Source organism: Halopenitus salinus (genome assembly GCF_042662125.1).
In the GTDB taxonomy this organism is placed as follows: domain Archaea; phylum Halobacteriota; class Halobacteria; order Halobacteriales; family Haloferacaceae; genus Halopenitus; species Halopenitus salinus.
This window is the reverse complement of record NZ_JBHSXL010000006.1, coordinates 38767-59242: the sequence shown is the minus strand read 5'-3', so window position 1 is coordinate 59242 and position 20476 is coordinate 38767. Positions and strand designations below refer to the sequence as shown.

17 protein-coding genes are annotated in these 20476 nt (G+C 67.7%); 11 read left to right on the top strand and 6 right to left on the bottom strand.

The window, feature by feature from the left end:
• The first annotated feature begins 48 nt into the window (after window positions 1-48).
• Together ftsY and ACFQE9_RS06450 are read left to right on the top strand one after the other, a co-directional pair.
• Window positions 49-1170 (top strand): signal recognition particle-docking protein FtsY, encoded by a 1122-nt coding sequence (ftsY, locus tag ACFQE9_RS06455; protein WP_379742070.1) that lies wholly within the window; start codon window positions 49-51, stop codon window positions 1168-1170.
• Window positions 1171-1320: 150 nt separating this feature from the next.
• The gene (locus ACFQE9_RS06450) at window positions 1321-2718 is read left to right on the top strand and encodes a signal recognition particle protein Srp54 (RefSeq protein ID WP_379742067.1); all 1398 of its coding nucleotides are present in this window, start codon (window positions 1321-1323) and stop codon (window positions 2716-2718) included.
• A 54-nt stretch (window positions 2719-2772) separates the two neighbouring features.
• On the opposite strand, the gene ACFQE9_RS06445 is transcribed toward ACFQE9_RS06450, so the two are convergent.
• Window positions 2773-3081, bottom strand: a complete 309-nt coding sequence (locus ACFQE9_RS06445; protein ID WP_379742064.1) for a cupin domain-containing protein — start codon at window positions 3079-3081, stop codon at window positions 2773-2775.
• A gap of 140 nt (window positions 3082-3221) precedes the next feature.
• Here ACFQE9_RS06445 and ACFQE9_RS06440 point away from each other — a divergent pair, with 140 nt between their 5' ends.
• Together ACFQE9_RS06440 and ACFQE9_RS06435 are read left to right on the top strand one after the other, a co-directional pair.
• The gene (locus tag ACFQE9_RS06440; protein ID WP_379742061.1) at window positions 3222-4739 is read left to right on the top strand and encodes an amidase family protein; all 1518 of its coding nucleotides are present in this window, start codon (window positions 3222-3224) and stop codon (window positions 4737-4739) included.
• Window positions 4740-4842: 103 nt separating this feature from the next.
• Window positions 4843-5982 (top strand): alanine racemase, encoded by a 1140-nt coding sequence (locus ACFQE9_RS06435; protein ID WP_379742058.1) that lies wholly within the window; start codon window positions 4843-4845, stop codon window positions 5980-5982.
• Between the two features lie 18 nt (window positions 5983-6000).
• On the opposite strand, the gene ACFQE9_RS06430 is transcribed toward ACFQE9_RS06435, so the two are convergent.
• Window positions 6001-7332 carry a nickel pincer cofactor-dependent isomerase, group 22 gene (locus ACFQE9_RS06430; protein ID WP_379742055.1) on the bottom strand — a complete coding sequence of 444 codons (1332 nt, stop codon included), beginning with the start codon at window positions 7330-7332 and terminating at the stop codon, window positions 6001-6003.
• A 186-nt stretch (window positions 7333-7518) separates the two neighbouring features.
• Between ACFQE9_RS06430 and ACFQE9_RS06425 the strand changes: the two genes are divergently transcribed.
• The 5 genes from ACFQE9_RS06425 to ACFQE9_RS06405 all read left to right on the top strand — a co-directional run bounded on the left by ACFQE9_RS06425 (window position 7519) and on the right by ACFQE9_RS06405 (window position 12217).
• Window positions 7519-8832 carry a DUF7093 family protein gene (locus ACFQE9_RS06425; RefSeq protein ID WP_379742052.1) on the top strand — a complete coding sequence of 438 codons (1314 nt, stop codon included), beginning with the start codon at window positions 7519-7521 and terminating at the stop codon, window positions 8830-8832.
• A gap of 112 nt (window positions 8833-8944) precedes the next feature.
• Window positions 8945-9328 carry a DUF5611 family protein gene (locus tag ACFQE9_RS06420; RefSeq protein ID WP_379742049.1) on the top strand — a complete coding sequence of 128 codons (384 nt, stop codon included), beginning with the start codon at window positions 8945-8947 and terminating at the stop codon, window positions 9326-9328.
• 234 nt (window positions 9329-9562) lie between these two features.
• Window positions 9563-9991: a 30S ribosomal protein S12 gene (locus tag ACFQE9_RS06415; protein ID WP_373672880.1), complete on the top strand. Its 429-nt coding sequence runs from the start codon at window positions 9563-9565 to the stop codon at window positions 9989-9991.
• The gene (locus ACFQE9_RS06410) at window positions 9988-10626 is read left to right on the top strand and encodes a 30S ribosomal protein S7 (RefSeq protein WP_379742046.1); all 639 of its coding nucleotides are present in this window, start codon (window positions 9988-9990) and stop codon (window positions 10624-10626) included. The genes ACFQE9_RS06415 and ACFQE9_RS06410 overlap by 4 nt, the downstream gene beginning before the upstream one ends.
• A 196-nt stretch (window positions 10627-10822) precedes the next feature.
• Window positions 10823-12217 carry a PQQ-dependent sugar dehydrogenase gene (locus tag ACFQE9_RS06405; RefSeq protein WP_379742043.1) on the top strand — a complete coding sequence of 465 codons (1395 nt, stop codon included), beginning with the start codon at window positions 10823-10825 and terminating at the stop codon, window positions 12215-12217.
• Window positions 12218-12273: 56 nt separating this feature from the next.
• Here ACFQE9_RS06405 and ACFQE9_RS06400 read toward each other — a convergent pair whose 3' ends face one another.
• Window positions 12274-13005 carry a DUF5781 family protein gene (locus tag ACFQE9_RS06400; protein ID WP_379742040.1) on the bottom strand — a complete coding sequence of 244 codons (732 nt, stop codon included), beginning with the start codon at window positions 13003-13005 and terminating at the stop codon, window positions 12274-12276.
• Between the two features lie 203 nt (window positions 13006-13208).
• On the opposite strand from ACFQE9_RS06400, the gene ACFQE9_RS06395 reads away from it, so the two are divergent.
• Window positions 13209-15398 (top strand): elongation factor EF-2, encoded by a 2190-nt coding sequence (locus ACFQE9_RS06395; protein ID WP_379742038.1) that lies wholly within the window; start codon window positions 13209-13211, stop codon window positions 15396-15398.
• 181 nt (window positions 15399-15579) lie between these two features.
• Window positions 15580-15867, top strand: a complete 288-nt coding sequence (locus ACFQE9_RS06390; protein WP_379742035.1) for an amphi-Trp domain-containing protein — start codon at window positions 15580-15582, stop codon at window positions 15865-15867.
• 69 nt (window positions 15868-15936) lie between these two features.
• Here the strand turns inward: ACFQE9_RS06390 and ACFQE9_RS06385 are convergent, their stop codons facing one another.
• The 3 genes from ACFQE9_RS06385 to ACFQE9_RS06375 form a co-directional block, all read right to left on the bottom strand.
• Window positions 15937-16764, bottom strand: a complete 828-nt coding sequence (locus ACFQE9_RS06385) for an undecaprenyl-diphosphate phosphatase (protein WP_379742032.1) — start codon at window positions 16762-16764, stop codon at window positions 15937-15939.
• A gap of 81 nt (window positions 16765-16845) precedes the next feature.
• A complete protein-coding gene (locus ACFQE9_RS06380; protein WP_379742029.1) occupies window positions 16846-17313 on the bottom strand; it encodes a hypothetical protein in 468 nt (155 codons plus the stop codon).
• 144 nt (window positions 17314-17457) lie between these two features.
• Complete coding sequence (locus ACFQE9_RS06375) at window positions 17458-20238, bottom strand: autotransporter outer membrane beta-barrel domain-containing protein (protein ID WP_379742026.1); 2781 nt, start codon at window positions 20236-20238, stop codon at window positions 17458-17460.
• Between the last annotated feature and the right edge of the window lie 238 nt (window positions 20239-20476).

Below are 20476 nucleotides of genomic sequence, written 5' to 3'. Positions count from 1 at the left end.
CGGGACGAAACGACCGACCGACGACCACCGCTTTCGGGAGCCACGATCGTGTTTGACGGACTGAAGGACAAGCTGAACGACTTCCGTACCGACGTCGAAGAGCAGGCCGAGTCCGAACCGGACGAGAGGTCCGACGACGGGGAAGCCCCCGATCAACCCGCCGCGAGCGACGCGGCCGTCGGACCGGAGGCCGACGCCGCCTCGAGCGGAGACGCCTCGGGGGGCGGTTCCGCCGGGTCGGAGGACGGGGACTCCGATCCGGACTCCGAAGGCGCCGAGCCGAGCACCTTCCAACGTGCGAAGGCGTTCGCGACCGGCCGGATCATCATCGAGGAGGAGGACCTCGAGGAGCCGCTTTGGAACCTCGAGATGGCGCTTCTCGAGAGCGACGTCGAGATGAGCGTCGCCGAGGAGATCCTCGAGACGGTCCGCGAGACGATGCTCGGCGAGACCCGAAAGCAGGTCGAGACGACCGGCGAGCTCGTCGAGGAGGCGCTCCACGACGCGCTGCTCGAGGTGATCGCGGTCGGCCAGTTCGACTTCGAAGCGCGGATCGCCGAGGCCGACAAGCCGGTCACCATCGTCTTCACCGGGGTCAACGGCGTCGGCAAGACGACGTCGATCGCGAAGCTCTCGGAGTGGCTCGCCGACCGGGGCTACTCCTCGGTGCTCGCGAACGGCGACACCTACCGGGCCGGCGCGAACGAGCAGATCCGCGAGCACGCCGACCGGCTCGACCGGAAGCTCATCGCCCACGAGCAGGGCGGCGATCCGGCCGCGGTCGTCTACGACGCCGTCGAGTACGCCGAGGCCAACGACGTCGACGTCGTCCTCGGCGACACGGCCGGCCGGCTGCACACCTCGAACGACCTGATGGCCCAACTCGAGAAGATCGACCGCGTGGTCGATCCCGACCTCACCCTGTTCGTCGACGAGGCGGTCGCCGGCCAGGACGCGGTCACCCGCGCCAAGGAGTTCGACGACGCGGCGGCGATCGACGGCGCCATCCTCACGAAGGCCGACGCCGACTCCTCGGGCGGGGCCGCGATCTCCATCGCTTACGTCACCGGCAAGCCGATCCTCTTTCTCGGAACCGGCCAGGGCTACGACGACATCGAGCGCTTCGATCCCGAACGGCTCGTCGATCGGCTCCTCGGCGAGGACGCGTAGCGCCGGACTCGGGCGCTCGCCTCCGCTCGCAACGATCGGTGGACGCTCGACGGATCGACCCCCTCGTCGAGAATTCGACGGTGTGATCCGCCCACATGCGTGCCGGCGACGAACAAAGGCTTTAGCCCTCGGGTCGCGTACTTCCCGTAAATGGTACTCGACGATCTGGGAAGTTCCCTCCGCGGCACGCTCGATACGCTGCAGGGGAAGTCCCGACTGAGCGAGGAGGACGTCGAGGAGATCATCAAGGAGATCCAGCGGTCGCTGCTTTCGGCCGACGTCGACGTCTCCCTCGTGATGGAACTCTCGGACTCGATAGAGACGCGGGCGCTCGAGGAGGAGCCGCCCGCGGGGACGACAGCACGCGATCACGTCCTGAAGATCGTCTACGAGGAGCTCGTCGAACTCGTCGGCGACTCGACCGAGCTCCCCCTCGAGCCGCAGACGATACTCCTCGCCGGCCTGCAGGGGTCGGGTAAGACGACCTCCGCCGCCAAGATGGCCTGGTGGTTCTCGAAGAAGGGGCTTCGACCCGCGGTCATCCAGACCGACACCTTCCGGCCCGGCGCCTACGACCAGGCCAAACAGATGTGCGAGCGCGCCGAGGTCGACTTCTACGGCGACCCGGACGCGGAGGACCCGGTGCAGATCGCGCGCGACGGCATGGAGGCGACCGCCGACGCCGACGTTCACATCGTCGACACGGCGGGTCGACACGCGCTCGAGGACGACCTGATCGCGGAGATCGAGGAGATCGAGTCGGCCGTCGATCCCGACCGCTCGTTGCTCGTGCTCGACGCCGCGATCGGCCAGGGCGCCACGGAACAGGCGAGCCGGTTCGAGTCGGCGATCGGCATCGACGGCGTCGTGATCACCAAACTCGACGGGACCGCGAAGGGCGGCGGCGCCCTCGCGGCGGTCAACGAGACCGGCTCCTCCATCGCCTTCCTCGGGACCGGCGAGACGGTCCAGGACGTAGAGCGGTTCGAGCCCTCGGGGTTCATCTCCCGGCTGCTCGGCATGGGCGACCTCAAGCAGCTCTCCGAGCGCGTCGAGCGCGCGATGGCGGAGACGGGCGAGGAGGAGGACGACTGGGACCCCGAGGACCTCCTCGACGGGAACTTCACCCTCAAGGACATGCAAAAGCAGATGGCGGCGATGAACCGCATGGGTCCCCTCGATCAGGTGATGGACATGATCCCGGGGATGGGCGGCGGCGTGATGGACCAGCTGCCCGACGACGCGATGGACGTCACCCAAAACCGGATGCGCGAGTTCGAGGTGGTCATGGACTCGATGACCGACGAGGAGCTCGAGAACCCGCGGATCGTCGGGCAGTCGCGCGTCGAGCGGATCGTTCGCGGGTCCGGAATCGAGGCGGAGACGGTCCGCGAGCTGCTCGAGCAACACCGGATGATGGAGCGAACCCTCGACCAGTTCCAGGGGATGGGCGACGGCGACATGCAGCGGATGATGAAGAAGCTCCAGCAGGGCGACGGCGGCGGCGGTCTCGGCGGGATGATGGGCGGCGGAAACGGACCTTTCTGAACGCGCCTCGTACGCTCGTCGAACGCGCAACGCTGGAAATCGGATCTGGGTAGATCAATACTCCGGCGGAGCGTACACGTTCACGGTGACGAGCGGGTCGTCCCCGGTGTTGACGATCTCGTGGGTCTCCCCGGGTTCGATGAGGACGAGCGTTCCCGCCCGGAGATCGTGTCGATCCCCCTCGATCGTCGCCCGTCCGGTCCCGGAGACGACGAACAGCCACTGGTCGCTCCCGGCGTGTGCGTTCTCGGGGCTGCCCGTCGACTGGCCGGGCTGGAGGACCATCGAGGCCGCCTGCGAGCGCCCCGTGCCGGCGACGACGTCGAAGAACCCGTGTGTCGAGGTCGTATCCACGAGTTGCATAGCGATCGCCCTACTCGACGTCGTCAATTAAAGCTGGGGGTGAACACCTCGATGCCACGTCGCTTGAGATCGCGCCGCCTTCCGCGGCCGGTAGACTGTTCGTGGTCGCCCCGGAACACCCGTCGGGGCTCACACGATCAATGACCACAACGTCCACGGACCGATTCGATCCGGTCGAGGCGACGGTCGACGACGTCCGGACGGCGATCTCCGACGAACGGATCACCGCCGAAGCGCTCGTGAAGCGATATCTGGAGCGCATCGACGCCTACGACGACGACCTGAACGCGATCTTGACGGTGAACGACGACGCTCTCCGGCGGGCCCGCCGGCTCGACGCGCGATTCGCGGACGAGGGACCGGTCGGCCCGCTCCACGGCGTCCCGGTGATCCTGAAGGACAACCAGGACACCCACGACATGCCGACGACGGCGGGCTCGGTCGCGCTCGCGGAGGCACGGCCCGCCCGCGATGCCTTCATCGTCGAACGGCTTCGGGAGGCGGGGGCGATCGTTCTCGCGAAGGCGAACCTCCAGGAGCTCTCCTTCGGCGTCGATACGATCAGCTCTCTGGGCGGTGAAACGCGAAACGCATACGACCTCGACCGTCGACCGTCCGGATCGAGCGGCGGGACGGCGGCGGCGGTCGCCGCGAACATGGCCACGATCGGCACGGGGACGGACACCTGCTCGTCCGTTCGCTCCCCGCCCGCGTTCAACGCGCTCGTCGGGGTGCGCCCCACGCGAGGGTTGGTGAGCCGAACCGGCATCGTCCCGCTCAGCGACACACAGGACACGGCGGGTCCGATCGCGCGGACCGTCGCCGACGCCGCCCGGATGCTCGACGTCATGGCCGGATACGACCCCGAGGATCCGGTCACCGCGCGGGGCGCGGACGCGGTTCCCGACGACGGATACGTCTCACACCTCGATCCGGACGGTCTCGAGGACGCACGGATCGGTATCCTCAGGGAGTGGTTCGGGCTCCAGGACGAGACGGCCGCCCCGAAGGCGGACGCGGCGGCCGTCACGACCGTGCTCGAGGACGCCATCGCGGACCTTCGCGCGGCGGGCGCGACCGTCGTGGATCCCGTCGAGGTCGTCGACGGCGACACCCTTCGGAGTGCCCGTGTCGTCGGCTTCGAGTTCGTCCGCGAGTTCGACCGGTATCTCGCCGAACACGGCGGCGAAATCCCGTACGAGTCGCTACGGGAACTGTACGAAACCGGGTCGATCGCGCCGGCGGTCGCCTCGCGGATCGATGACGCGGGAATTTTGGACGGCGACGGCGAGTCGCTGGACCGGAACGTCGATTATCTGCGTCGCCTGCAGCGACGGCAGCGACTCGAAAACGCGGTTCTCGCCCGGTTCGTCGAGGAGGACCTCGACGCCGTGATGTACCCCCCGTCGACGGTTCCGCCGGTCGAACGCCCCGACCACCAGCCGTTCTCCGAGCTTCCCTGCGAGCTCGCCGCACACACCGGGCTCCCCGCGATCGTCGTGCCGGCCGGAAGCACCGACGACGGGCTCCCGGTCGGGATGGAACTCCTCGGACGGCGGTTCGCCGAACCGCGGCTGTTCGAGGTGGCCTACAGCTACGAGCAGGCGACCGATCATCGGCGCCCGCCGGAGCGCTTCGGGGATCTGGAGGCCTCGTGACCGGCGGCGCGACTGGGGCGCGGTCCGGCCATCGCGGAGTCCGTCGTGGTTCTCGGTAGCCGGGGCGACTCACATTTAATATTCGGGAGGGTCGTTTCGGACCATGTCCACCTGGACCACCGACGAGACGGGACCGACGCTTCACCAGTCGGTCGCGGCCCTCGAAACCCCGGCCCTGCTCGTCGACGTCGACGCGATGGAGCGCAACATCGAGTCCTACGCGGCGTTCGCCGACGAGAACGACGTTTCGCTCCGGTCGCACGCCAAGACGCACAAGAACGCCGAGCTCGCGGCGCTCCAAGACGAGATGACCGACGGTGGCGGGATCTGCTGTCAAACCCTGGGCGAGGTGGAGACGATGGTGCGAAACGGCATCGACGACGTGTACCTGTCGTATCAGGTGGTCGGCGATCGAAAGCTCGACCGGCTCTGTTGGCTCTCGAGGAAGGCGGAGAAGCTGGCGACGACGGTCGATTCGGTCGCGACGATCGAGATGCTTCGGGACGCCGCCCGCGACCACGACACGACGGTCGACGTCGTCCTCGAGATCGACGTGGGATTGCACCGAACCGGCGTCGCTCCCGGCCCCGAGGCCGTGGCTCTCGCGGAGCGGATCGACGCGGCGGACGCCCTCGAGTTCGACGGCCTCCTCGCGTACGAGTCACACGTCAAGGCCGAGGCCGCGACCGAATCGGACTTCGAAAAGCGGTGTCGGGAGGCGATGGACTTGGTCCAGGACGTGGTCGCGGACATCGAGGCCGCCGGCGTCGCCGTGGCGGAGGTGAAGGTCGGCGGGACGGCCACCTCGCGCTACAGCGGTACGCACCCGGTGGTCACCGAGATCAACCCGGGCATGTACCCCTTCAACGATGTCGGCGAACTCGAACACCGGCCGTGGGAGGTGTCGAAGGACGACTGTGCGGCGACGGTCCTCACGACGGTCATCTCCGTGCCGGACGACGATCGACTCGTCGTCGACGGCGGCAGCAAGACGTTCTCGTTGGACACCCCCAGGATGCCGGTTCCCAGGAACCGCGACGACGTCGAGTACGTCAACGCCAGCGAGGAACACGGCTGGATCGACACCGGCAACTCGGACGAATCGTTCTCGGTCGGCGACCGGTTGGAGTTCATCGTTCCCCACGTCTGTACGACGATCAACCTCCACGATCGAATCGCCGGCGTTCGAGACGGCCGGATCGAGGAACTCTGGGAGGTCCAAGCGAGGGGAAAGGTCCGGTGACGGCGGGCGACGCGACGTCTACGGGAACTCGAGGAAGTCGTCGTCCTCGAAGTCGATCGGCTCCGGCTCGGAGACGACTCGCAGGTCCTCGCGCTCGCGCGCCTCCTCGACCAGCGCCTCGCTCGCGACGAGCGTGCCGAGCCGCATCGTGTCGAGCGCGCGAACGAGCCTGACGTCCTCGGGCTCGTTCACGCCGATCGTCGACAGACAGACGGTCAGTCCGGCCCGGTCGTTCTCGACGGCGGTCGGCGTTCGGATCCCCCGAAGCGTGCTCGCGGTCACGGCGTTCGTGAATCCCTTTTCGGGTTCCATCGCCTCGAGCAGGTCCTCGTGGACCAGGTCCGCGAGACCGATCCCGACGGTGTTTCCGTGGGAGGGCTCCGTGAGCGATCGAGTGTACACGCGCGTGTACCGCGGGCGCTCGAGGATCGGCTCGGGCTCGTAGGGCCGTCTGTGGAGGACGTTCGGGTCCATCCCGGGGCCGCTTATGTCCTTGCCCATCCGGTCGAGCACGAGCACGTCGAGCTCGTCGAACGGGAGCGTGGGGAGCTGCTCGTAGGCGATCTCGAGCAGCTCGGCCTCACGCGAGAGGAAGCCCTCCGGGGGGACCCCCTCGATGATCGTGGTGTCGTCGTGGAGGTCCTCGACGATCGCGACCCCGCCGACGACCGGCAGCCGGTCGATGATCAACGACGCGATCTCCGGCAGCATGTTGCGGAAGCTCCAGTCGAGCGCCCAGCGGTGGGCCATCTGGGCGCCCTTCTGTTTGCCCATGCCGATGACGAGCATCTTCGAGAGGCCGCTTTCGACGTCACCGTCGAAGTCGGTGTGCGGCTTCACGCGGTTGACCGGCACTATCGCGTCCGCCGCCGCGGCGTTCGCGTCGGCGTGGACGGCGATCCCGTGTTCGTCGGTCTCGCCGATTATCTCCGTCTCCATCGTCGCGCGTACCTCACAGCCGACGGCCTCCTCGGTGACGCCGAGCGCGGCGAGCTTGTCGCGTTGCCCCTCGGCGGTCGCCCCGCCGTGGCTGCCCATCGCGGGGAACACGAACGGCTCGTAGCCGCGATCGGAGAGCCCCTCCACGACGCCGCGAACGATCTCCGGAACGTTCGCGATGCCGCGCGATCCCGCGCCCACCGCGACCTCGCCGCCGGCCGGCACGTCCGCCAGGTCCAGTTCCGACACCGCGGCGCTCGCCTCGCTCGCGAGCTGGTCTTCGGGGATCGGGTCCGTCTCCCACCGCTGTTCGATCACGCCGACGCGGGGGAACTCGGTCGTCCCGCAGGTGTCGTAGACGCGTTCGTCGGGGATCACCAGATCCGTCGGTTTCGTCTCGTCGTCGCTCATACTCGATAGAGGGAACGACCCGCCCATAAACGTTGGCACACGGCGGTCTCGGTCGTTTCCCGGTGTCGATCCACCGTCGCGGTCTCGTCGGACCGCCGTCGAATCGATCGCTCCGAGCTCGCGTCCGCCGCGCGTCGGACGCCAACGGCGACGTTTTTTACGTTCGGACCGCACAGGGAACGACAAATGGGACTCAGGTGTCTGCTCGGGCACGACTTCGGGGAGCCGACGGTCGAACGCGAGCGCGAGGAGGAGGGCGACCAGGTCGTCATCACCGTCCGTGAGATCGAGGAGTGCGCTCGCTGTGGCGAGCGTCGCGTCGTCAGCGAGAACAAGGAGGTCACCACCCTCGAACAGCTGGCGGCCGCGGCGGCCGGAACCGACGCTCCGGACGAGGCCGGATCCGCCCCCGACGCCGGGCCGGAGGGAGCCGGCGTCGACGATCGGGGAGCCGCGGCGGGCGGAAACCGGCCGACCACAACCGTCGGAGACCCCTCCGAAACCGCCGAAACCGTCGGAGATCCCACGGACGCCGAAACGTCCGCAAGCGCCGAAGCGTCCGCAAGCGCGGGAGAACCCTCACGCGCTGGTGACCCCTCGAGCGCCGGAGGATCATCGGAGACGGAGCCGCCGACCGCGGCTGCGAGCGAGGCGGACGCGAACATCGATGCGCAGACCGCATCCGGGGAGGACGCCGAGATACTCGAGGAAACGGACGACGAACCCGGCGGGGGAGCCGGAACGGTCGATCACGAAGACGAAGCCTCCGAACGCCCCGAGACGTCCGACGCACCCACGCCGGATTCGGGATCCGGATCGACACCGGCCGGAGCCGACTCGCAACCCGACGCCGATCCCGGCTCGGAATCCGCATCGGAGGACGACGGGATCATCCTCACGGAGTCCGACGGAACGGAAAGCACGGACGATCCACCGGCACCGGATGCCCCGGTCGACGCCCCGGAGTCGCCCGACGGAACCGGATCGTCCGACGAGCGCAAGCGCGGCGAGTGGTCCGATCCCGACCGTGAGGACCGCTCGCAGGAGTCGCCCGATCCGACCGTCGACGGGGATCACACCCCCTGGCCGGAGCGTCGCGGCGAGGACGAGGGGTTCGATGCGACCTACGAGGGCGGCGACGACGGCGACGACCCCGCGGTCTCCTTCGGCGGCGGGTTGACGCCCGAGGCGGACGGGCCGATGGAGTTCGACGACGAGGAGACGGAGTTCATCGAGGGATCCGACGGAGGTCCGGGTTCGGCCGCCGCGGAAACGGCCGGTCGATCCGGCGGATCGGACGGTACGGACGTCGACGATCCGGGATTCACGGCGGCTCGGACGGTCGAGCTCGCGACCGAGTCCGACGAGGAGACCACCGAGTACTTCTGTCCGGAGTGCGGGCTGGTACAGCCGTCCGGCGAGAGCTCGATGCGGGCCGGCGACATCTGTCCCGAGTGCAAGCGCGGCTACATCGCGGAGCGGCCGATCGCGGAGTCGTGATCGCGGAGGGGTGCTGATCGCGGAGTCGTGATCGCGAGGCGTCCGTGTCCGTTACACCCGCGCATGGTCCGTGACGAAAGGGGTTTACCGTCGGCTTTCGAACGTCGCGCCAATGAAACAGTACAAGATGCGTCGCGGCGAGTACCTCGAGGAGCGGATGCCCGATCTGAAGGCGTCGATCGAGGACTACTTCGGCGAGGTCACCGGCACGGAGGACTACGACGGACACGAACTGTACGTCGTCGAGGATCCGGACAATCCGGTCTTCGAGCGGATCGTCGCCGGCGCCGCGAGCTACGACGGCAAGAAGGACAAACTCGCCGTCCACTTCGAGGAGCGTCCGGCGGAGGACGTCATCGCCGAGGGCAACGCCGACGCGGCCGCCGGGGCCGTGGACGCGAAGAACGACTTCCTGCTCGAGGCCACCGGCCGCGACGCCAAGTCGCGACGCGACTCGATGAAGCGCGCCGTCGAGGACGAGGCGCCCGACTACTGAGAGGGAAACCGGCCGCTTTTTCGCCGCATCGCTCCCGCTCTCCAGGTCGCGTCTCATGCGTCCACGAGACGACCGCTGTGTCCTCGTTACTCGCTCATCGGAGCTGTGCGGCCGCCGTTTCGATCCGTGAGACTCGTTCAAAACCGACGAGAGGCACCGATCGACCGATCTGAGGCGGTTTCGCCGATCGAGAAAGCGGGCGTTTAAGTATCTCCGTCGGGAATGGCGGGTACGATGGCGAACGGCAAGTACGCGGCCCGCAAGCTCAAACAGGACCGGCAGAAACGACGCTGGTCCGACACCGAGTACGCTCGACGCGAGCGCGGGCTCAAGACGAAGTCCGACCCCCTCGAGGGCGCCCCGCAGGGCCGCGGGATCGTTCTCGAGAAGGTCGGTATCGAGGCGAAACAGCCCAACTCGGCGATCCGAAAGTGCGTCCGGGTTCAGCTCATCAAGAACGGCAAGCAGGTCACCGCCTTCTGTCCCGGCGACGGCGCGATCTCGTTCATCGACGAGCACGACGAGGTCACCATCGCCGGCATCGGCGGCGCGAAGGGCCGCGCGATGGGCGACCTCTCGGGCGTGAACTACAAGGTCGAGAAGGTCAACGGCGTATCGATGATCGAACTCGTTCGCGGGAACGCGGAGAAACCCGTCCGATGAGCGGAAACGAGGAGACCGACGTCGAGGAGGCACAGACGCCGGAGCCGGACGCGCCGGCCGACAGCGAGACGGCCACCGAGAACGCCCTGCTGTTCGGCGTCTGGGACGTCTCGGAGATCGCCTACGAGGACCCCTCGACGAAGCGGTACATGAACGTGACGCCCATCGCCCACACGATGGGTCGCCACGCCGCAAAGCAGTTCAAGAAGTCCGAGATATCCCTCGTCGAGCGGCTCATCAACCGTCTGATGCAAAACGAGGAGAACACCGGGAAGAAACAGCAGGCCACGCGGATCGTCCGCGACGCTCTCGACATCGTCCACGAGCGCACCGAGGAGAATCCGGTGCAGATCCTCGTCACCGCCGTCGAGAACGCGGCCCCGCGCGAGGAGACCGTCCGCCTCAAGTACGGCGGCATCTCCGTGCCGAAGGCGGTCGACGTCGCGCCCCAGCGCCGCGTCGACCAGGCCCTCAAGTTCATCGCCGACGGCGTCGAATCGGCGACCTACAAGTCCACGACGCCCGCCGCCGAGGCGCTGGCCCACCAGCTCATCGGCGCGGCCGACTACGACGTCGACGCCTACCCGATCTCCCAAAAGGAGGAGCGCGAGCGCGTCGCCGCGGCGGCCCGCTAGATACCTCCGCGCTTTCAGTTTCCCCCGCTTTTGCTTCCTTCTCTCCTTCGACTCGTTCCCCGCCTCCGAGTCCTCACTCCCTTCTGATACCTCACCTCCTCTGATATCTCACTCCCTCCCGGCTCTCCTTTTTGACCTGCTGTGGGACGGTGCTTCGAACGGTACGTTTTACCCGTCGCTCGGACAACCCGCTCGCATGCGATCGACCCGCCGCCGATTCCTCGCGGCCGCCGCCGCGAGCGCCGCCGGGCTCTCCGGCGTCGCCGGCTGTCTCTCCGCACCGAGCGATACGACGAACGGGACTGACTCGCCGTCCTCCGACCTCGCCGTCACCCACGACATCGAGTCGTGGGACCGATACGACCCGGACTGGTCTCATCCGGTCGATCCGCCGACGCTCGACGTCGAGATCGAGACGGTGATCGAGGGCCTCGAGATCCCCTGGGATCTGGCGTTCGCGCCGAACGGCGACCTCTTCGTCTCCGAGCGCGTGGGACGGATCTCGCGGTACGACTCCGACGAACTGGAGACCGTCGCGGCCCCCGACGTGATCGACCACGCCGACTCGATCGCGCCCGGCGAGGAGGGCGGCTGGTGGGAGGCCGGCAGCGAGGGCGGCCTGATGGGGCTTGCGGTCCATCCGAGCTACCCGGACGTGCCGTTCGTGTACGCGGTCTACACCCGCGAGGACGAACCCGCCGTCGAGGGCGGCGACCCGTACGTCAACCGTGTCTCCTACTTCGACGTCTCCGCCGAGGACCCGGCGGAAACCGAGACGGTCGTGATCGACGACGTCCCCGGCAACGAGATCATCCACAACGGCGCGCGGCTCGCCTTCGGTCCCGAGGACTACCTGTGGGTGACCACGGGCGACGCCGCCTCGGTCAATCCCGATCTCGGAACGGACCGGCCGCTGCCCCAGGACCCCTCCTCGCTCGCGGGGAAGGTGCTCCGTCTCGAGCCCGACGGGAGCGCCCCCGAGGACAATCCCGACATCGACGGCGGCGACCCGCGGGTGTACACCTACGGCCATCGGAACCCCCAGGGTATCAGCTTCCTCCCGGACGGGACGCCCATCGTTACCGAACACGGCCCGTCGAACCGCGACGAGGTGATGGTGCTTCGCCCCGGCGCGAACTACGGGTGGGGTCCCGAGGACGAGCGCGCGCGCGACGCCGAGACGTACCCGGGAACCGACTACGCCCGGCCGGTCGTCAACACCGGCCCGGACGAGGGGTGGGCCCCGTCGGGCTGTGTCTTCTACACCGGCGACCGGGTTCCCTCCTGGTCGAACCGGCTGCTCGTCGGCGGGCTCGTCTCCCAGCGGGTCAACCTCGTCACGGTCTATCCCGCCGACGGCGAGCCCGCCTCGACGGAGAACGGCGGAACGCGGTACGACGCCGACTGGATGAACGAGGCGTACGACGCCGTCGCCCACCACACGCTGGAGAACGAACTCGGCCGGGTCCGCCACGTCGAGCAGGGACCGAACGGCGAGGTCTACGCGATCACCTCGAACCGGGACGGACGCGCACGGGAGGGGTTCCCCCGGGAGGGTGACGACCGACTCGTTCGGCTCACGCCCGCGTGAGCGGCACGAGATCGGAGTCGGCGTGTGTCGTAGTCGGCGCCCGCGAGGTCCAGTAGTCAGACCGCGTATGCACGCGTTGCGTCGACGAGCGCCTTCCGGTAGTCGCTCTCCGAGGGATCGGGGCCGAGCGCCAGGAATCGCCGCTTGAAGTTCGCGACGTCGATCGCGGGCGCGTCGCTGCCCGCCGCCCGGGCGAGGTCGTACAGCCTGTGATCGCGGTCGGCGAGATCGTGGCGTTCAACGAGCGCCAGCGCGAAGGCGGCGTTCACCGCGGTTATCTCCGGGTCCGCCCCGCTCGTGGCCGGCTCGCTGTCCGGTCGCGGCGGTGTCGGTCGATCGGCGACGGCGGCCGCGAGGGTCGACTCCAGGAACCCGAGCAGCTTGTCGGACGGCGCCACGGAGAGGGTGATGTCGTCGGCGTAGATGTCCTTCATGTGGTTCGCGATCTGATAGCAGTGCGCGAGCTTTCGACGCTCGATCGACTCGCCGGCGAGGCCGAGATACAGCGCCTCCTCGGTCGATTGGGTGTGGGAGGGGTGTGACTCCTCGTGGCGAACCATGTGTGCGAACTCGTGGACGGCGAGTTCGCGAGCCATCGCGCTCGTCGCCGCTCGCCGGGAGATGTTGAGGACGTGACGGTCCCGATAGTGTGCCGCCCAGGTCCGCTCGTCGGGATCCTCGCGGACGCGAACGCGGACGGGATCCTCGATCGTGAACTCGGTCTCGAAGAGGTCGGCCGCGCTGAGAAACGGGTCGGGGGCGAGATCGCCACACACTCGAATGTCCATGCTCATCCCTACCACGGCCTACCCGCCTAAAGCGTTTTCGCGGATGCCGTCTCCTTCCGAATCGACGATCGCCGTCTCCCGTCCACGCCGCCCCACCGTGTGTCGGATCAACACGAAACGTCCACGTGACGGCCGAAAACCCCCGGCTGTGCCCGGAGCGAAACACTACCCTTTTGACCCCGCTGGCGGTACAACGCACCATAATGGGCCGACGAAAGAAGATCGTCCAGGAATGTGAACGGCTGATGGACAACCCGGACCACATCCGGAATATCGCCATCGCCGCTCACGTCGATCACGGCAAGACGACGCTCTCGGACAACCTGCTCGCAGGAGCGGGGATGATCTCCGAGGACACCGCGGGCGAACAGCTCGCGATGGACACGAAGGAGGACGAACAGGAACGGGGAATCACCATCGACGCGGCGAACGTCTCGATGACCCACGAGTACGACGACACCAACCACCTCATCAACCTCATCGACACGCCGGGCCACGTCGACTTCGGCGGCGACGTGACCCGCGCGATGCGCGCGGTCGACGGCGCGCTCGTGGTCGTCGACGCCGTCGAGGGCGCGATGCCCCAGACGGAGACGGTGCTCCGGCAGGCCCTTCGCGAGGGCGTGAAGCCGACGCTCTTCATCAACAAGGTCGACCGCCTCATCTCGGAGCTCCAGGAGGGCCCCCAGGAGATGCAGGAACGGCTCATGTCCGTCATCGCCGACGTCAACGAGCTCATCCGGGGGATGGCCGAGAACATGGACGACATCCCCACCGACTGGACCGTCTCGGTCGAGGACGGCACCGTCGGGTTCGGCTCCGCGCTCTACAAGTGGGGCGTCTCGATGCCCTCGATGCAGCGCACCGGCATGGACTTCGGCGACATCATCGAGCTGGAGCGCAACGACGAGCGTCAGGAGCTCCACGAGCGCACGCCGCTTTCGGACGTCGTGCTCGACATGGTCTGTGAGCACTTCCCCAACCCGATCGACGCCCAGCCCCGTCGTGTCCCGCGCATCTGGCGCGGCGACCCGGACTCCGAGCTGGCCGAGGGCATGCAGCTGGTCGACGAGGACGGGGAGGTCGTCTTCATGGTGACGGACATCTCGATGGACCCGCACGCGGGCGAGATCGCGACCGGCCGCGTCTTCTCGGGCACGCTGGAGAAGGGCCAGGAGCTGTACGTCTCCGGGACCGCCGGCAAGAACCGCATCCAGAGCGTCGGTCTCTTCATGGGGAGCGAACGCGAGGAGGTGGAACGCGTCCCGGCCGGCAACATCGCATCCGTCACCGGGCTGCGTGACGCCATCGCCGGATCGACGGTCTCGTCCGTGGAGATGACGCCGTTCGAGTCGATCGAGCACATCTCCGAGCCGGTCATCACGAAGTCCGTCGAGGCACAGAACATGGACGACCTGCCGAAGCTCATCGAGACGCTCCAGCAGGTCGCAAAGGAGGACCCGACGATCCAGATCGAGATCAACGAGGACACGGGCGAGCACCTCATCAGCGGGCAGGGCGAGCTGCACCTCGAGGTCATCACCCAGCGCATCCGCGACAACCAGGGCATTCCGGTCATCACCGGCGAGCCGATCGTCGTCTACCGCGAACAGCCCCAGGAGGCCTCCCGCGAGGTGGAGGGCCAGTCGCCGAACCGCCACAACAAGTTCTACCTCACCGTCGAGCCGCTCTCGGAGGAGATCGTCGAGGCCATCCAGCTCGGCGAGGTCTCGATGGACATGCCCGAGCTGGAACGCCGCGAAGCGCTCCAGGAGGCAGGCATGGACAAGGACACCTCCCAGAACGTCGAGGACATCCACCGGACCAACATCCTCATCGACGACACGAAGGGTATCCAGCACCTCAACGAGACGATGGAGCTCGTCCTCGAGGGGCTTCAGGAGGCCCTCGATGACGGCCCGCTCGCGGCCGAGCCCGTCCAGGGTGCGCTGTTCCGGCTCCACGACGCCAAGCTCCACGAGGACACCATCCACCGCGGTCCCGCCCAGGTCATCCCGGCGGTCCGCGACGCGGTCCACCGCGCGCTGATCGACGGCGAGGTCCGTCTGCTCGAGCCCATCCAGGACGTCCGCATCGACGTCCCCTCCGAGCACATGGGCGCCGCCTCCGGCGAGATCCAGGGTCGACGCGGTCGCGTCGACGACATGTACCAGGAGGGCGACCTCATGGTCGTCGAGGGCATCGCGCCGGTCGAGGAGATGATCGGATTCTCCTCCGACATCCGATCCGCCACCGAGGGCCGCGCCTCCTGGAACACGGAGAACGCCGGCTTCCGCGTGCTCGTCGACAACCTCCAGCGCGAGAAGATCATGGAGATCCGCGAGCGAAAGGGCATGAAGCTCGAGCTGCCCCAGTCGATCGACTACATCTGATCGGGCGATCGCGGGCGACCGGACCGTCGCCTCGATCCGTCGTTCGATCGAACATCCCCCTCAGTCGGCCCATCGTTTCCTCGATCAGGTCTCACCGCTTCGAGTAGCCGTGTCGGCTCGACGTTATCGGTTCGCCGCCTCGACGCCGCTCTTTATCCGTGATGGCGACGTACCACACCACATGCCCGAAGAAGTGCTGTTCAGTTCCGAGAGCGACCACACCCGAACGGAGATCGCGTCGTATCTTCGCCGTGTCGCCGATGCGCTCGACCGAGACGATGCGATCACGCTGACCGCCGGGTCCGAATCGGTGCGCATGGACCCGCCGGAACGACCCACGTTCGAAGTGAAAGCCGAACGCGAGGGGCCGACCGACGGTCCCGGCGAATTGAGCATCGAGTTCGAGCTCGAATGGCCCGAAAACGGCGAGACGAAGGGAGATGCAGGCGATCCGTTAGAGATCGAGTGACCCGGTCACGCGTTCCGTCGGCCGGCCGTATCGTCCGAGGAGCGAACCGTCGTTCGTCCTCTCGGCATCTCAGGTCACCAGCGAGACGCCGCCGCCTCCGACGATCGCGAGCCCGCCGAGCCCGAAACAGACCGCCCAGAAGGGGACGCGTTCGACGACCCGCATCAGCGCGTCGATCGTGAAATACCCGACGACCGCGCTCACCGAGAGCGCCAGCGCGGCCGCGCCCGGGGCGATTCCCGGGAGGCCGCCCGCGCCGAAGACGGTCAACGCCGCGGCGGCGAGGCTCGCGGGGATCGAAAGCAGGAACGACAGCCGAAACGCCGCCGGCGGGTCGTAGCTCCGCACGAGCAGCGCGCTCGTGGTGATCCCCGACCGGGAGACGCCGGGCAGGATCGCGATCCCCTGCAGGGCCCCGACGAGCAGGGAGTCGCGAAACGTCGGCCGCTCGCGGCCGCCCATCCCGATCGATTCGGAGGCGATCTGGAGGACGCCCGTCAGCACGAGGAGGACGCCGATGAGCGCGATGAAGACGCCCCCGGCCAGCTGCCCGGCCAGATCGACGGCGTAGACGTAAAGCGGAATCCCGACGATCCCCGTCATCACGCAGGCGACCACGACGTAGGACGCGATCGCGTTCTCGCCGCTGTAGGCGGCGTCGGGCCGCCAGCCGGGCACGGCGCCCGCCGCCCGCGTGATGTCCTCGCGGTAGTAGCTCGCGGCCGAAACGGTCGTCCCGACCTGCAGGAACAGCGCCAGCTGGATGGCGACCTGCGGGTCCGTCCCCGCGATCGTGAGGAACAACGCGAGGTTGCCCTGGCTGGAGACCGGTAGCCACTCGACGACCCCCTGGACGATCCCCGCGAGCACCGCCACGATCAGCTCCGTGCGCGTCACGATCGGTACTGGCGCGTCACCGTACTTAAGGGGGATCGATCGACGGCTCCCGAACGCGGTGAACCACGGGGATCGAGGTCATCACCGTCGCGGTCCGCGCCGGCGGTCGTCCTCACGCCGTCGTGAGATCGCTGCGAGCGCTGTGAGCAGGACCACGACGAAGAGCAGCCACATCCAGGATATCGTCGCGCTCGTGCTCCCGGGTTCGGCCGTTCCGGACGGCTCGGCGGTCGGTTCCGGCGTCGCGGTCTCCTCCACCACGCGCAGTTCCCCGGCGTGGATCGACCCCACGCGGACGTCGTAGGTGCCGGCTGGCTCCGCGGTCCAGTTCGACTCGAGGGTCCGCTCCTCGCCCGGATCGAGGATGACCGTCCGGTTCGCGACTCGACGGTCTCCGCCCTCTCCGTTTTCCCCTTCCGATTCGCTTCGACTTGCGGTCACCGACAGCGTGCGTGTCGCGGCCGTGTATCCCTCGTTTCGAACCGTCGTCCGGGTGGTAGTCGACGCGTCGACCGGCACCCGCTGATCGAGGTGGTCGGCCTCGAGCACCGCGATCCGTCCGGGCTCGGTGGCGACCGCGTACCGTGCCGGCTCGTCGGCGGCGATCGCGAATCGATAGGTCTCCGGACCGGAACCGCCCTCGGATCCGTCCTCGAGCCGTTCGGCGTCGACGCTCGACCAGTCGTCGGTTCGTTAGACGTCGATCGCCGTCGGCGGCGCGTCGCCGAACGCGCTCGCGTTCACGCCCACCACGAGCGTCCCCTCGCGCACGCTGTCGGGCATCCCCGAGACACGTTCGACGTCGATCACCACGGGCCGGGCGACCGATCGGGGAGCGTCGATCCCTGCGTCGCTCCCGTTTCGAACCGTGACCGAGAGGTCGAAGTCCACTCGGGTGTCCGCGACGATCTCGTACTCGAGGACTGACACCCCAATCGCCTCCTCGTGGTCGGTGACGACGTACTCCGCGGTCACCGTCGAACCCGGGCGTGCACACACCGCGGTCTCGTGTTCGACGGGGTTCGTTCCGTCCAGATCGCTTTCGGCGCTCGGCGAACAGACGGGCGGATCGCTTTCCGAGCCGCCGGAGTCATCGTCTCCGTCGTCGACTGCGCGTTCGATCGTTGCCGTGTCGGACTCTCCGTCGCTCACGTCGTTGTCGTACACGTCACTCGCGGACTCGAGGGTCGCTTCGTAATCCCCGCCGGCGTCGTCGCCGTCGCCGACGACCAGCGTTCCCGAGTACCGATAGTCGCCGTCGCCGATCTCCGTCTCGACCAGGTCGCCGCGATCGAGCGTTCCCTCGATCGGTCCGGTCACGGCGACGCTCGCGGCCGAAAGTTCCGTGAGCGACTCGAACTCCACCGAGAGCTCGTCGTCCGTACCGTCGTCGTCCCCATCGTCGGCGGAGAGGCTGAACGCGTCGATCCCCGTATCGATGGCGCCGACGGCGACCCGGACGAGAGGGTCGCTCGTGTCGCTCGTCCCGTCGGTGTCGTCGATGGAGGCGTCGATCCCGTATTCGCCGTCCTCGAGCGCCGAGTGGTAGGTCGCCTCCACGGTGAGTTCGACGGTGGCGTCCGTGGTTCCGCCGCCGCTTCCGGCGTCCAGCGTGACCGTGGTCGTCGATCCGCTCGTCGAGTTCCCCTCGACCGTCGCGTCGGCCGCCGTCGCATCCGTCACGGTGTAGTTTCCGTCGAGGGGGTCGGGGAAGACGACCTCGAGTTCTGCGTCCTCGCCGTCCCGAGTGAGGTTGCCGATCTCGACCGTCAGGTTCTGCGTCACGGTCTCGCCGGGGTCGACGCCGTTCGGGTCGATCGATCCGTCCGTGATCGCCACCGGATCGAGTTCGCCGACGGAGACGTTCGCAACCCGCGATTCCGAATCCGAGTTCCCATCGGAGTCCTCCGCGGTCGCATCGAAGTGGAGCCGGTTGCCGTCCGTTCCGGTCGGGTAGGTGACGTCGGCGGTGACGGTCAGGTTCGCGTCCGCGGTTCCGCCCCCGCCTCCCACGTTCAGATCGACGTCGACGCGCTCGCCGTTCACCGTCCGGTTCCCCTCGACGGTTCCCGTGTCGGTCGCCACGTCCGTGACGGTTACCTCGTTCGCGAGCGCGTCCGGGAACGCGAGCGAGACGTTCGCGGGCGCCCCGTCCCGGTTCAACTCGTCGACGTCGATCTCGATCGTCTGGTCGGTGACGGTCCCGCCAGCGTCCACCTCGTCGGGTGACATGGATCCGCCCGCGACGTCCACGATCGGGAGAACGGAGACGGTGGACAGCCGCTTCGTGTCGGTGCTTCCGTCCGCGTCGTCGACGGTCGCGTCGACGTCGAGGTCATCGCCTTCGGCCCCGGTCGGATAGGTCACGTCCGCATCCAGGGTGACGTTCAGGTCGTTGAGGTCGCTCCAGTCGTCCAGATCGAAGGTTCCGGTGACCTCGTTTCCGTCGACGGTCGTGGTCGGTTGGCTCGCCGCGCCGGCGTCGGTCGTGACTGTGGCGTCCGTTATCTCGCCGTCGAGGTCGTTCGGGAACGCGAACGTCACGGCGTGTCCGTTCCCGTTCGAGAGGTTCTCGATCTCGGCGGTGACCGTCTGGTCCGTCACGGTCTCGCCCGCCGCCACCTCGGTCACCGAGCTTTCGCCGTCGACGATCGACAGCGCTCCGATCGTGACGTTCGCCGTCTGTCCGTCCGCGGCGTCGCGCGTGAATCCGTCCGTGGTGTTGCTCGCCGTCCGGAGGGTCGCGTCGTAGTCGCCCGGATCTCCCTCGGAGACGTTCTCGGCGGTGTAGTTGCCGTTGCCGTGGTGGATGAAGTCGCCCTCGTCGAGCGTGGTCGAACGATCGCCGTCGACGGCCACCTCGATGTCGTCGAGCTTCTCGCTCGCGTTGAGCACGAGGTCGGCCTCGCGGTCGTCCGTCTCGAAGGCGAACCGTTCGATCTCGAGCGGCTCGAGGAGTTCGTACCGCGGAACCGCGGACGTCGCACTGCTGCTGGGGTTGACCACGATCTCCACATCGTGCGGCCCCGTTGTGTCGGGGTTCGTGAGGTTCGAGTATTCGAGTATGATACGGTCGTCCGCACTGATGCTCACGCTTCCGCCGAAGTCGAAGCTGATCGTCTCTCCACCGTTCGAGAGCGTCACGTCGTCCAGATCGGAGATCGCATCCTCTTCTATCGTTCCGTCTTGATCCGTGTCGATCCCCGCTCGAACCACGTCGTCAACCGTCACGTTTCCGAGATCGGGTGCCGTGCTCGCCGAGTAGTCCAGTCGGAGTCCGGTGAGTGAGCTGCCACTCACGCCGTCGTCGCTCTCGATCGTTATTTCGGCGGTGTGGTTCGCCGCGACGTCGACGATCGGGTCCTCCGCGGTGATGTTCCCCTTCGAGCTTTGGCCGTCGGCTCCCCCGACCAACGTCAGTCCCACCGCGAACACCCCGACGGCGATCACGGCGAGGATTCGTCGTGGAGTCATCGACGACCTCTCGATCCCGTCCGTCGCGAGGACGTTCGATGCACGGCGGCGACGATACGGCTCGTGGGTTCGGTCGAGTCGGCGCCACCGTATCCACACTGGAGGATGTTCCTGCTCATTTTCGCGTCTCCTGCCTCCGACCCACCGGTCGGTTCTTCACAATCTATCGTCGCTTGAGTGATAATTCTTGAGGACGCCCACCGAATCTCCGCTTGGTCACGATTCGAACCGTGTCGGT